Origin of the sequence: Tatumella sp. JGM118, from assembly GCF_018257515.1 — a bacterium.
GTDB classification, from domain to species: Bacteria; Pseudomonadota; Gammaproteobacteria; order Enterobacterales; family Enterobacteriaceae; genus Tatumella; species Tatumella terrea.
The window spans coordinates 22214-35720 of the sequence record NZ_JAERJR010000011.1; the positions used below are offsets into that span (position 1 = coordinate 22214).

Genomic DNA, 13507 nt, shown 5'->3' on the forward strand with positions numbered 1-13507 from the left:
GTTTCCCCGGTCCGGCCATCGGCTAAGGGGCTGAGCTCTCCGCCGACGAGCTACGTGCGGCGGTGACCGCCCCGGCTAAGCCACCCCCCAGTGCCCGCATATCACTCCCGGTCGGATTCTGAAACACCTGCAGACTGAACGCCGGAAGGGCGGCATAAATATAATCGAAAATATCAGACTGAATATTCTCGTACTCATTCCAGTCGGTAGTGTTAGTAAAGGCGTAGATCTCAATCGGCAAGCCGTTTTCCGTCGGTGCCAGTTGTCTGACCATCAGCGTCATGTCCTGGCGGATTTGCGGATGGTTACGCAACCAGTTTTCCAGCCAGATCCGGAACGTGCCGACATTTGTCAGTGCCCGGTAATTAAGAGCCGAGGCGCTGCCTTCGGCATTTTTCTTATTCCAGTCGGTCACTTCCTGGCGCTTTTTGTTCATGTAAGGGACCAGAAAATGGGCCTGACTCAGCTGTTCAGCTTCCTGCTCTGACAGAAAGTGGATGCTGGTGGCATCGATATTCAGGCTGCGCATGATCCGGCGGCCACCGGACTCTGACATTCCACGCCAGTTCTTAAAGGAATCCGATATCAGGGCATAGGCCGGGATGGTCACGATAGTGTTATCAAAGTTCTGAACTTTCACGGTCGTCAGGTTGATATCTATGACGGCACCGTTCGCGCCGTACTTTGGCATATCCAGCCAGTCATTCAGCTTTAGCATATCGTTGGCGGCAAGCTGGATCCCCGCGACCAGACCGAGGATAGGATCTTTAAAGACCAGCATCAGGACGGCGGTCATCGCCCCCAGTCCGGTCAGTAACACGCCGGGGGATTTCCCGAGCAGGACGGAGATCATCAGAATACTGATAAGAATAGCGGCAACCAGCTTAATACTTTGCAGAATGCCCCGTAGCGGGAGCTGCCGGGCCAGCATACTGCGGGCAGTGACCGACTGCACCACATCCAGCAGTGAAAAACCAATCAGCAAGGTGAACAGGATCATCCAGAGCTGGACCGCCGTCATCAGTGTGCTGAACAGGGCCGAATTATTATCCAGACACGCCTGGGTCAGTAACTGGAATAAAATCCCCTGTAATAGCCAGGTGACACGGTGGAACAGCTTGTGGCGCAATAGCGCCTTTGGCCACTGGTAGGGGCTGGCTTCGGCACGTCGCTTGAACATCGGCAGCATCAATTTGTGCAGCAGAAGGTGTATGACCAGTGAAATAAACACGATGGCGACCAGTACCGCGACGACCGACAATGCATTGGTATAATGAGTCAGGCCCAGTGACTGCAGCCATTCGATGATTTGCTGTTGCATAAAGCTCCCTGCGTTAATTATCTCAACTCTCTTAGCTTAAGGGTTTCAGCAGGGGAGTGCGAATGACAAACAAAATTAACGGCCGTGAATACAAAACTTTACCTGTAAGTTGGCCTGCGATGCGATGCAGGAGATGACGTCAGGTCATCCCAATCGGCTGATAGCCTGTGCGCTGAAGCAGCTAAGATAATATCTTCATCCGCATGCAGCCCCCCGTTATTGACAGGCACAGGCAGCCGACACCTCCACAGGCTGAGCGCTTCTGATACTAAATCTTCGGCTGGCCGGATTGACACGCCGCAGGGCGCGGATGACGTTACCACGAAGCTGTCAGCAGGTGCGGTTCCATATGCTCTGATGGACTGATCCTGGCATGGGAAAGTCAGGGTTGGCCGGTAATCACCGGAATGAACGGATCCCTGATTGAGAAAGACGTTTTGCTAATATTCTTTTAACCACGCCGCTTCCGTAACACCCTTTTCAGGCCCCGCAAACATGGTGATCCGCAGCTGATAAAACGTCATCCGTCGGAATGCTATAAACTCTGATTCATCCCTTCCGGTGACCATTCCTCGTTATGAATTGATGGGGCGGTAGGATAGGATCCCCGCTACACCTCCATTTCCGCCATCCTCCGGATGATGGATTCCGTCCATGACCTGAACCTGAGCAAAATCAAAGGGCGAAATGCCCTCCAGGCAAGCAACATTAACACCATATTGACCGGGATTTGACCGGCGTTGATGGAAGGTATAAATCCCGCATTTACTGCAAAAATAATGCACGGCCTGCTTTGTATTGAAACGATATTCGGTTAAACACTCGCGTCCGGTTAACACCTCAATACCTGACAATTCAGCGCTAACAACCACCGCGCCTCTCATACGGCAAAGTGAACAATCACAGCGTCTGATAGTTTCAAATCCATTTAACAACTCAACGGAAAAAGTCACTATCCCGCAATGGCAATGGCCTGAAATTTTGTTTCCCATAACCCCCTCCGTAAGATGGTTTCATCCTACAGTTACCATAAGCCTCCCTGGGGCGCAACGCAGGCCAGTGACTCAACCCCCACAACGCATTACCTCGCCAGGTACACACGGCTCAGCAACGTGTAGCTATCTTCGGAAAAGGTAACGCGCTGTGCATCAGAAAGAGTGAGCCGGAATTTTGCGGCTGATGTCGGTTGAATCGGTTTAATATCCCTCTTAGTGAAAATGGCGGCAGGTTCACGGGCCGGCCTTACCGGAGATAACAGAACGACGTAAGTCAGCACCACAATATCGTCTTTGTCATTCGGATAATGTCAGATGCCCTGCGCACAGCGTCAGTCTTTGCGACGCGGGTTACGGTGAACAGGAAAGGGATGTTCATCTGTCTGTAATGCCCTGCGCACAGCATCAGTCTTTGTGGCACGGGTTATGGCGAACAGGAAAGGGGATTGTCATCTGTCCGTAATAGCCTGGGCGGGGTGTCGCTCTGAAGAGGATTTTGTGGGCTGTTACAGTCTGACCCGCATTCCTTTCCCTGGTGATGCAGCCCCACTGAACGAAGAATGAATTTTCAGTTAAGCAGACGGATATACTGTGCAGGTTTCATTGACCTGGCAGGTAGCCATGGGAGCGACGGTCACCATCAGCGACGACAATAACGGAGAGATTGCGCTGTGATGATGTTATCCGGCGTACAGTGATAAGTATTGGCGGGCAAAACGGAGGTGATTACCGGCAGAGTCCGGCAGAGGATAAGGCGGGGAGAGCAAAAAAATAACCCGCCGCAGCGGGTTATTTCAGCAAGGTAACTTACAGCTTGCCGGCGTTTGCGGTCAGGTATTTTGCAACGCCTTCCGGAGAAGCGCCCATACCTTCCTGGCCTTTTTCCCACTGTGCAGGACAGACTTCGCCGTGCTCTTCGTGGAACTGCAGCGCATCAACCATACGCAGCATTTCGTCAACGTTACGGCCCAGTGGCAGATCGTTCACTACCTGATGACGAACAACACCGTCTTTGTCGATCAGGAAAGAACCACGCAGAGCAACGCCTGCATCCGGATGTTCGATGCCATACGCCTGCTGAACTTCACGCTTAATGTCAGCCACCATCGCATATTTCACCGGACCAATACCGCCATCATTGATAGGGGTGTTACGCCATGCGTTATGAACGAACTCGGAGTCGAAAGAAACACCAACGACTTCCACACCACGTTTTTCAAACTCAGCATAACGCTTATCAAAAGCGATTAATTCTGAAGGACACACAAAAGTGAAGTCCATTGGCCAGAAAAACAGGACGGCAGGTTTACCTGCAATGTGTTTTTTAAAGTTGAAATTCTCAACAATTTCACCATTGCCCAGTACGGCTGCTGCCGTGAAGTCAGGGGCCTGACGGGTAACCAGTACCATAATCACTCCAATCGGTTAAGGGATTAACAACAACACACCATTGGGTATGTCATTTTCTGTAGATTATCATCGTTTCATTTGCTGACAAGAGTATGACAGCCGAAACGTGCTTTTACAGCCTTTTTTCTGTGGCAAGTTGCATAAGGCGCGGATAAAACACAGAAAACAGCGCATCCAGTGCTGAATAATTCTCCACAAAATCCTGATAAGAATGACGTAACTGGTCGAGTTTCGGGCGGCGGTTCGCCATGCCATTCAGCACCAGCGCCAGCCGTTCCGGCTGACCGTATTTTTCCAGCCAGCGCTCCGGCCACATCAGCTGGTTGAGTTTGCGAAAAGCGTCCGGGGTATCGGGCAGAAACGGACGGATTTGCTGTTCGGCCTGCCGGCAAAAGAGGCTCAGCGGGGTTGCCGGACAGTAATGATCCCAGTGGCGGGCCAGAAAATGGTCCCAGATAACATCGAGGGTGATCGGCGCGACGCGGCGGGTCTCCTCCCGGAAGAGCAGGCGGGCGGCACGGACTTCCGGTAAGGCGTCGGTCAGGCTATCCAGCCGGCGATGCAGACGGATACCTTCAGCGGTGGCGCTATCCCAATGGGTATCCGGATCACCGCGTACAAAATCGGCCATCAGGTTCCCGAGCAGCGAGCTTTCGGCCAGTGTGGCCAGGTGCAGATGTGCAAGAAAATTCATAGGGTATTATAGGCCGAACTCCGACCTGACAGCCAGAGGTTCAGTAATCCCGGCTTTTCCGTTACACTATGCCGCCTGATTTTTTACCCGGAATATTCCGCCATGCGCGTTGCTGATTTTAATTTTGAACTGCCTGAGTCCCTGATTGCCCATTATCCGCGGGCAGAACGAAGCAGCTGCCGCCTGCTGTCCCTCGACGGCCCGACAGGCGAGCTCACCCACGGGGTGTTTACCGATGTGCTGGAAAAACTGAATGCCGGGGATTTGCTGGTGTTCAATAATACCCGGGTGATCCCGGCCAGAGTCTTCGGGCGCAAAGCCAGTGGCGGTAAGATTGAGATGCTGGTCGAGCGGGTGCTGGATGAGCACCGGGTGCTGGCCCATGTCCGTGCCTCAAAAGCCCCGAAGCCCGGCAGCGAATTGCTGTTAGGCGATGATGAAAGCGTGAAAGCCACCATGGTGGCCCGTCATGACACTTTATTCGAGATTGCTTTTGATGATCAGCGTGCCGTGCTGGAGATCCTCAATCAGGTCGGCCATATGCCACTGCCGCCTTATATCGACCGGCCGGATGAAGAGTCTGACCGTGAGCTCTACCAGACGGTCTACAGCGCCCGTCCGGGGGCAGTGGCGGCTCCGACCGCGGGACTCCATTTTGATGATGGTCTGCTGGAGGCTCTGCGCGCAAAAGGCGTGGAGATGGCGTTTGTCACCCTGCATGTGGGGGCCGGCACATTCCAGCCGGTACGGGTGGACAGTATTGAAGACCATATAATGCACTCGGAATATGCCGAAGTCCCTCAGGACGTGGTGGATGCGGTGCTGGCCTGTAAAGCCCGTGGCAATAAAGTGGTCGCCGTCGGAACAACTTCTGTACGTTCTCTGGAGAGCGCCGCGCAGGCCGCCGGAGAGAGCCTGATCGCGCCGTTTTTTGATGATACGCAGATATTTATTTATCCGGGATATCAATATCAGGTGATTGATGCTTTGATCACCAACTTCCACCTGCCTGAATCCACGCTTATCATGCTGGTCTCCGCGTTTGCCGGTTACCGGAATACGATGCAGGCATATCAGCAGGCGGTCGCAGAGCAATATCGTTTCTTCAGTTACGGTGATGCGATGTTTATTACTAAAAATCCTCAGGCGGCTGAACAGCAGGTCGGGGAATAAAAGGGCTGGCAGTTTCCGTCCGGAAACCGCCGCTGATCAGATGTTTAACTCTTAACATCAGACTGTTTCTCTGGTGGAGGTTGTGTGAAGTTTGAATTAATTACTACCGAAGGTCGTGCCCGTCGCGGTCGTTTAGTGTTCGATCGCGGTGTGGTCGAAACCCCGGCATTTATGCCGGTGGGCACCTATGGTACGGTCAAAGGAATGACACCGGAAGAAGTCAAAGACACCGGCGCGCAGATTATCCTGGGAAATACCTTCCATTTATGGCTGCGTCCTGGTCAGGAAATCATGAAGTTACATGGTGACTTACATGACTTCATGCAGTGGCAGGGGCCTATCCTGACCGACTCCGGCGGTTTCCAGGTCTTCAGCCTGGGCGATATTCGTAAGATCACCGAAGCCGGGGTACATTTCCGTAACCCGATCAACGGCGATGCCATTTTCCTGGACCCCGAAAAGTCGATGGAAATTCAGTACGATCTCGGTTCCGATATCGTGATGATCTTCGATGAATGTACGCCTTACCCGGCTGACCACGATTATGCGAAGCGTTCGATGGAAATGTCGTTGCGCTGGGCGAAACGTAGCCGTGACCGTTTTGATTCTCTGGGGAATAAAAACGCATTGTTCGGTATTATCCAGGGCAGTGTTTACGAAGATTTACGAGATGTCTCTGTTAAAGGACTGGTAGAGATAGGATTTGATGGGTACGCTGTGGGCGGTCTGGCTGTCGGGGAGCCGAAAGAAGATATGCATCGCATCCTTGAGCATGTCTGTCCGCAAATCCCGGAAGATAAGCCACGTTACCTGATGGGCGTCGGAAAACCTGAAGATCTGGTCGAAGGCGTGCGTCGTGGTGTTGATATGTTTGATTGCGTTATGCCAACCCGCAATGCCCGTAATGGTCATCTGTTTGTGACCGACGGGGTGGTTAAAATCCGTAATGCTAAGCATAAAGATGATACCTCTCCGCTGGATGCAGAGTGTGATTGTTACACGTGTCGCCATTACACCCGTGCCTATTTGCATCATCTGGACCGTTGTAATGAAATTTTAGGTGCAAGGCTGAATACTATCCACAATTTGCGTTACTATCAGCGTCTGATGGCCGGTTTACGTCAGGCGATTGAAGACGGTAATTTAGAGCAATTTGTCACTGATTTTTATCAAAGGAAGGGGAAAGACGTCCCTGCCTTAAACGTTTGACTATAAATCCAATGAGGGAAATTTAATGAGCTTTTTCATTTCTGACGCTGTTGCCGCTACGGGTGCCCCGTCTCAGGGAAGTCCGTATTCTATGGTGATCATGCTGGTCGTATTTGGATTGATCTTTTACTTCATGATTCTGCGCCCGCAGCAGAAGCGTTCTAAAGAACACAAGAAGCTGATGGACTCAATCACCAAAGGCGATGAAGTGTTAACCAATGGCGGATTAGTGGGCCGTATCAGCAAAGTGTCAGAGACCGGGTACGTGGTTATTGCTCTGAATGATACGACTGAAGTCGTGATCAAACGTGATTTCGTGGCTGCCGTTCTGCCGAAAGGCACAATGAAGGCGCTGTAATTTTTTCTTCCCTAAGGGAATTGCCGTGTTAAACCGTTATCCTTTGTGGAAGTACATCATGCTGATCGTGGTTCTCCTGCTCGGTCTGCTGTATGCACTTCCCAACCTGTATGGTGAGGATCCGGCCGTGCAAGTCACTGGCGCGCGGGGTGCCGCCGCCAGTGAGCAAACGTTGGATCAGATCCAGAATATTCTCCGGCAGGACCATATCCAGAGCAAATCCGTTGCCCTGGAAAATGGGGCCATTCTTGCCCGCTTTAATAATACCGATATCCAGCTCCGTGCCCGTGAAGCTCTGGTGAGTGGCCTGGGTGACAACTACGTTGTGGCTCTGAACCTCGCCCCGGCAACCCCGGCGTGGCTGGCAATGCTGTCTGCCGATCCGATGAAACTGGGTCTGGACCTGCGTGGTGGTGTTCACTTCCTGATGGAAGTGGATATGGACACCGCACTGGGTAAGCTGCAGGAACAAAATTCCGACAGCCTGCGCAGTGATTTACGTGCTCAGAACATCCCGTATACCACGATCGGTAAAGCGCCTGACTATGGTGTCACCATCGGTTTCGCGAACGGGACTGATCGGGATAAAGCCATCAGCTACCTCACTCCGCGTCACAGTGACTTAGTCATTAACTCTGCAGGAAATAACGCCCTGACCGCAGTCATGACCGATGCACGGATGAGCGAAGCCCGTGAATATGCGGTTCAGCAGAACATTAACATTCTGCGTAACCGTGTGAATCAGCTGGGTGTGGCAGAACCGCTGGTTCAGCGCCAGGGAACTGACCGTATCGTGGTTGAGTTACCGGGTATCCAGGACACTGCGCGTGCTAAAGAGATCCTCGGCGCGACAGCAACGCTGGAGTTCCGTCCGGTCAACACCTCCGTTGATCCTGCGGCGGCAGCTCAGGGCCGTGTGCCAGGGGATTCTGAAGTTAAGATGACCCGTGATGGTCAGCCGGTGGTGCTGTACAAGCGTGTGATCCTGACCGGTGACCATATTACCGATTCCACGTCCAGTATGGATGAGTATAACCAGCCTCAGGTTAATATTTCCCTCGACAGTACCGGCGGAAATATGATGTCTGATTATACCAAGGACAATATCGGTAAACCGATGGCAACCCTGTTTGTGCAGTACAAAGACAGCGGTAAGAAAGATGCCAAAGGTCGTGCGATTCTGGAAAAAGAAGAAGAAGTTATCAACGTGGCCAATATTCAGTCACGCCTGGGTAACAGCTTCCGCATTACCGGTATCAGCAATCCGAACGAAGCGCGTCAGTTATCGTTACTGCTACGTGCGGGAGCGCTGATTGCGCCGATTCAGATCGTTGAAGAACGTACCATCGGCCCGACCATGGGACAACAGAACATTAATCAGGGTCTGCATGCCTGCCTGTGGGGACTGATTGCCTCTATCCTGTTTATGGTCCTGTACTATAAAAAGTTTGGTGTGATTGCCACCACAGCGTTGATTGCCAACCTGGTTCTGATTGTCGGGATCATGTCGCTGCTGCCGGGGGCAACCTTAACCATGCCAGGTATTGCGGGGATAGTATTAACCCTCGCGGTCGCCGTCGATGCGAATGTGTTGATTAACGAACGTATAAAAGAAGAACTTCGTAATGGTCGCAGTGTTCAGCAGGCTATTCACGAGGGATATCGTGGTGCGTTCTCCAGTATTGTCGATGCCAACGTTACGACGCTGATTACTGCAATCATCCTGTACGCCGTCGGTACCGGGTCCATCAAAGGATTTGCTATCACAACGGCCATCGGTGTTGCGACCTCCATGTTCACAGCAATTGTCGGGACACGTGCCATCGTGAACCTGCTGTATGGCGGCAAACGTATCAACAAGCTGTCAATTTGAGGAGCGCGTAGTGGCACAGCAATATAGTGTTGAACAGTTAAATTATGGCCGTAAAGTCTACGACTTTATGCGCTGGGACTATGTGGCTTTCGCTATCTCCGGGATCCTGCTGATAGCGTCTGTCGTCGTGATGGGTGTCCGTGGTTTTAACTGGGGTCTGGATTTCACCGGCGGTACGGTGATTGAAATTACTCTGGAGAAACCCGGCGAGCTGGATACCATGCGTCAGGCATTACAACATGCCGGATTCATGGAGCCGGAAGTCCAGAACTTCGGCAGCAGCCGTGATGTGATGGTGCGCTTGTCCCCGCATGCCGGAAATACCGGACAGGAACTGGGGAACAAGGTGGTCTCTGTCATAAATCAGGCCACCAGCCAGACGGCAATAGTCAAACGTATCGAGTTTGTCGGACCGAGTGTCGGCAGTGATCTCGCCCAGGCCGGGGGCATGGCATTACTTGTCGCGCTGATCTGTATCCTGGTCTATGTCGGTTTCCGCTTTGAGTGGCGACTGGCATTGGGGGCAGTACTGGCACTGGCGCACGACGTGGTGATCACGATGGGGATCCTCTCGCTGTTCCATATCGAGATTGACCTGACTATCATCGCATCACTGATGTCGGTTATCGGTTACTCGCTGAACGACAGCATCGTGGTCTCTGACCGTATTCGTGAGAACTTCCGCAAAATCCGCCGCGGAACACCGTACGACATCGTCAATGTCTCGCTGACGCAGACACTGAGTCGTACCATTATGACCTCAGCGACCACGCTGGTGGTGGTACTGATGTTGTTCCTGTTCGGTGGCGAATTACTGCGTGGCTTCTCGCTGACCATGTTAATCGGTGTCACCATCGGTACAGTGTCATCCATTTATGTGGCCTCTGCCCTGGCACTGAAGCTGGGCATGAAGCGTGAACATATGCTGGTTCAGAAAGTTGAAAAAGAGGGGGCGGATCAGAAATCGTTGTTACCGTAATACGATTTCCCGTCATAACTCTGAAAAAGGCAGCCCGCAGGGGCTGCCTTTTTTTATGGTCTGAGTCGTCTGCCACACCTCACACAAGCCCCGGTCATGGCAAACTGTCATCATGAGAGATGACATCCGTCCCTTAACCACAAAACGGTCAATCTATCTCAGGATTGGCCGCCCGGTTAACGGGGGCGCGTAACCGCGGCTGAGATTTCCGGCATAAACTGATGCACATTGACCACCAGCACCTGGCCATCTTTAAGCCTGATTTCCGGCAGAATAAAGCGGGCCTGTTCCGACGGCGCCAATGGAACCGCCCGCTGTAACACCTGGCGTTTCACAATCACCGGGACAGCATTCCGGTATCCCTGTTCATCAGAGACCGTCGCCAGTTCGGCCGTGATCGTGAAGGGGGGCAGCGACCAGGTCTGCTGGTTTTTAACCAGTAATACCGGCAAGCCCCCGGGACTTACCGGAGCCAGTTTTGTCAGCACCTTACCTTGCGCGGTAACGAGTGACACCGCACTGTCCGCCAGAGGCAGTAGCCAGGCGCCGCGGGTGGACGCCGCATTGAGTTGCCGCTGATAAGCCAGAGCCTCTGACTGGGCAGATAACCGGCTCAGATCCCGGTTCAGCTGGCCGACACTGTCGGTCAGCCGGGCCGGCGGCTGCGACGAACTGCACCCCGCAAGTAATAACGAAACGGCAATGATGCTGAGGCTGGTTTTCTTCATGCGAATATTATGCCTGAGGAATGCGCAGTGCCTGACCCGGATAAATTTTGTCCGGACTGGAGAGCATAGGCTTGTTCGCTTCAAAAATTTTATTGTACTGATTAGCATCCCCGTAAACCTGCTTAGAGATAGCACTCAGGGTGTCTCCGGATTTTACGGTATAGATCGTCGGTGCCGTTTCCGGGCCGTCGGTGCTGACTTTGTCATCCACATGGGTGATCCCCGCCACATTACCGACGGCAACCAGGATTTTTTCTTTCAGTTCCTGGCTCAGGCCATCACCGGTCACGGTGGCTGTCCCGTCATTGACACTGACATTCACTTTATCGCTGTCAGGCAGGCCCAGTTTTTTTAAATGATCCTGGATCTTGCTGCCATCGTCCGCAGAGACAGAATCCCATAATTTTTCGCCAGCTTCTTTAACAAAACTAAATAAACCCATACTGATTGACTCCTGATTTTTTTGAGGATCTTTACGATAAACACATTAAGCATAGTCGTAAACAGTGATAAAGAATAACGCGGTTACGGCAAAATGAAAGTCACCGCACGTGAATACATTTAGTTAACGATGTCTTCGCGTTACACTAGACTGAATGATTACTTAAGCCCGGGAATAATTCGATGCATTGTCCGTTTTGCGCAGCCGTAGATACCAAGGTCATAGACTCCCGACTGGTCAGTGAGGGTTCATCGGTACGTCGTCGTCGTCAGTGTCTGGTCTGCCATGAACGGTTTACCACGTTTGAGGTGGCAGAACTGGTGATGCCCAGAGTGGTAAAAAGTGACGATGTGCGTGAACCCTTTGACGAAGATAAGCTGGTACGCGGCATGATGAAGGCACTGGAGAAGCGTCCGGTAAGTTCAGACGCGCTGGACAGTGCCGTTCACCGGATCAAAGCGCATCTGCGGGCCACCGGGGAGAGAGAGGTCCCCAGTAAAATGCTGGGTAACCTGGTGATGGATGAACTGAAAATGCTGGATAAAGTGGCGTATATCCGCTTTGCCTCTGTGTATCGCAGTTTTGAGGATATCCGCGAATTCGGCGAAGAGATTGCCCGTTTACAGGATAAACGTGAATGACTGATCAGGTATTTATGGCCAGGGCGCTGGAGCTGGCCAGACGCGGCCGCTTTACCACCGCCCCTAACCCGAATGTCGGATGTGTGATTGTCCGGGACGGGCAGATTGTCGGGGAAGGCTGGCATCAGCGGGCCGGGGAACCTCACGCCGAGGTCCATGCGCTTCGTGCCGCCGGAGACGCGGCCCGGGGTGCCACGGCCTATGTTACGCTGGAGCCGTGCAGCCATTTTGGCCGAACCCCCCCGTGTTGTGATGCCTTAATTGCGGCAGGCGTCTCCCGTGTGGTGGCCGCGATGCAGGATCCGAATCCGGAAGTGGCGGGGCGGGGACTCTATCGTCTGCGCCAGGCCGGCATTGAGGTCAGTCATGGTCTGATGCAACAGGACGCCGAGGCCCTGAACCGCGGTTTTCTGAAACGTATGCGCACCGGGTTTCCGTGGGTACAGTTAAAACTGGGGGCTTCGCTGGATGGCCGAACGGCCATGGCGAGTGGCGAGAGCCAGTGGATCACTTCCGCGGCCGCCCGCAGGGATGTGCAGCACTTCCGCGCACAGAGCCACGCCATTCTCAGCACGGCTAAAACGGTCATTGCCGATAATGCGGCCCTGACCGTGCGTGCGGGTTCACTGGACAGTGAGACACTGACGGCCATCGGCGGTGCCACTCACCTTCGCCAGCCTGTCCGTGTGATAGCCGACCGGCAGCAGCAATTACAGCCTTCACAGTCGGTGTTTTCCGGGCCAGGTGATACCTGGCTGATACGCTCCCGTCCCGACGGGGAATGGCCGGAGACAGTGAAGCAGATAGTGGTGCCGGAACACGACGGAGGGTTTGACCTCGTGGCACTGATGATGCAGTTAGGCCGCCAGCAGATTAACAGTGTCTGGACGGAAGCCGGTGCGACACTGGCTGGCGCGCTGATACGCGCGGGGGTGGTGGATGAACTGATCGTTTACCTGGCGCCGAAGCTTCTCGGTAATGAAGCCCGCGGGCTCTGTGCCTTACCGGGGCTCACCCGGCTGGCCGATGCCCCGGCATTTTGTTTTGAGGATGTTCGCCGTATCGGTGATGACTTGCGGGTTATTTTACGCCCTGAATAAGAGTTTGCGCAAAAGCGAGAGCAGAGCGCGAAAGAGTATGCTAAAATTCGCCCCCCTTGCCGGGCGACCCGACTTTTACCTGAAAGCGATTTTTACCTGAAAGGAAGTGTATGAAAATTATCGAAGCTGCTGTAGCAACGCCTGAAGCTAACGTTGCCATTGTCATTGCCCGTTTTAATAATTTTATCAATGACAGCCTGCTGAACGGTGCTATCGATGCGCTGAAACGTATTGGTCAGGTGAAAGATGAAAATATTACCGTCGTCTGGGTTCCCGGAGCTTACGAATTACCTCTGGCTGCGCGCGCGCTGTGTAACACCGGTAAATATAATGCGGTGATCGCGCTCGGAACCGTGATCCGTGGCGGAACAGCCCACTTTGAATTTGTGGCCGGGGAAGCCAGTTCCGGTATTGCCAATGTGGCAATGAACAGCGACATTCCTGTCGCCTTCGGGGTGTTAACAACCGAAAATATCGAGCAGGCTATTGAGCGTGCCGGTACTAAAGCGGGTAATAAAGGTGCCGAAGCGGCACTGACCGCACTTGAAATGATTAATGTTTTAGAAGCTATTAACGCCTGATCT

Annotated in this window: 14 protein-coding genes; 8 read left to right on the forward strand and 6 right to left on the reverse strand. The window is 53.0% G+C overall.

The window, feature by feature from the left end:
• Positions 1–22: 22 nt before the first annotated feature.
• From JK223_RS11180 to JK223_RS11195, 4 genes are all read right to left on the reverse strand, one after another.
• On the reverse strand, positions 23–1321 hold the full coding sequence (locus JK223_RS11180) for a mechanosensitive ion channel family protein (RefSeq protein ID WP_212714262.1): 1299 nt from the start codon (positions 1319–1321) through the stop codon (positions 23–25).
• A gap of 575 nt (positions 1322–1896) precedes the next feature.
• A complete protein-coding gene (locus tag JK223_RS11185) occupies positions 1897–2313 on the reverse strand; it encodes a GFA family protein (RefSeq protein WP_212714263.1) in 417 nt (138 codons plus the stop codon).
• A gap of 810 nt (positions 2314–3123) precedes the next feature.
• On the reverse strand, positions 3124–3726 hold the full coding sequence (locus JK223_RS11190; RefSeq protein WP_212714264.1) for a peroxiredoxin C: 603 nt from the start codon (positions 3724–3726) through the stop codon (positions 3124–3126).
• A gap of 112 nt (positions 3727–3838) precedes the next feature.
• The gene (locus JK223_RS11195; RefSeq protein ID WP_212714265.1) at positions 3839–4420 is read right to left on the reverse strand and encodes an ACP phosphodiesterase; all 582 of its coding nucleotides are present in this window, start codon (positions 4418–4420) and stop codon (positions 3839–3841) included.
• 102 nt (positions 4421–4522) lie between these two features.
• Here JK223_RS11195 and queA point away from each other — a divergent pair, with 102 nt between their 5' ends.
• From queA to secF, 5 genes are all read left to right on the forward strand, one after another.
• On the forward strand, positions 4523–5593 hold the full coding sequence (queA, locus tag JK223_RS11200; RefSeq protein WP_212714266.1) for a tRNA preQ1(34) S-adenosylmethionine ribosyltransferase-isomerase QueA: 1071 nt from the start codon (positions 4523–4525) through the stop codon (positions 5591–5593).
• 84 nt (positions 5594–5677) lie between these two features.
• A complete protein-coding gene (gene tgt, locus JK223_RS11205) occupies positions 5678–6802 on the forward strand; it encodes a tRNA guanosine(34) transglycosylase Tgt (RefSeq protein WP_025902504.1) in 1125 nt (374 codons plus the stop codon).
• A 25-nt stretch (positions 6803–6827) separates the two neighbouring features.
• Entirely contained in the window at positions 6828–7160 is a 333-nt protein-coding gene (yajC, locus tag JK223_RS11210) for a preprotein translocase subunit YajC (RefSeq protein ID WP_025902503.1), read from the forward strand.
• 25 nt (positions 7161–7185) lie between these two features.
• Entirely contained in the window at positions 7186–9033 is a 1848-nt protein-coding gene (secD, locus tag JK223_RS11215; RefSeq protein WP_212714267.1) for a protein translocase subunit SecD, read from the forward strand.
• 10 nt (positions 9034–9043) lie between these two features.
• A complete protein-coding gene (secF, locus tag JK223_RS11220) occupies positions 9044–10012 on the forward strand; it encodes a protein translocase subunit SecF (RefSeq protein ID WP_212714268.1) in 969 nt (322 codons plus the stop codon).
• Between the two features lie 176 nt (positions 10013–10188).
• Here the strand turns inward: secF and JK223_RS11225 are convergent, their stop codons facing one another.
• Positions 10189–10740 carry a DUF3251 domain-containing protein gene (locus tag JK223_RS11225; protein WP_212714269.1) on the reverse strand — a complete coding sequence of 184 codons (552 nt, stop codon included), beginning with the start codon at positions 10738–10740 and terminating at the stop codon, positions 10189–10191.
• A gap of 7 nt (positions 10741–10747) precedes the next feature.
• Positions 10748–11182, reverse strand: coding sequence for a peptidoglycan-binding protein LysM (gene lysM, locus JK223_RS11230; protein WP_212714270.1), 435 nt, complete (start codon positions 11180–11182; stop codon positions 10748–10750).
• Between the two features lie 182 nt (positions 11183–11364).
• Between lysM and nrdR the strand changes: the two genes are divergently transcribed.
• The 3 genes from nrdR to ribE all read left to right on the forward strand — a co-directional run bounded on the left by nrdR (position 11365) and on the right by ribE (position 13504).
• Positions 11365–11823 (forward strand): transcriptional regulator NrdR, encoded by a 459-nt coding sequence (gene nrdR, locus JK223_RS11235; RefSeq protein WP_212714271.1) that lies wholly within the window; start codon positions 11365–11367, stop codon positions 11821–11823.
• Positions 11820–12923: a bifunctional diaminohydroxyphosphoribosylaminopyrimidine deaminase/5-amino-6-(5-phosphoribosylamino)uracil reductase RibD gene (ribD, locus tag JK223_RS11240; RefSeq protein ID WP_212714272.1), complete on the forward strand. Its 1104-nt coding sequence runs from the start codon at positions 11820–11822 to the stop codon at positions 12921–12923. Before nrdR ends, ribD begins: the two co-directional genes overlap by 4 nt.
• 110 nt (positions 12924–13033) lie before the next feature.
• Entirely contained in the window at positions 13034–13504 is a 471-nt protein-coding gene (gene ribE / locus JK223_RS11245) for a 6,7-dimethyl-8-ribityllumazine synthase (RefSeq protein ID WP_212714273.1), read from the forward strand.
• Positions 13505–13507 lie beyond the last annotated feature (3 nt).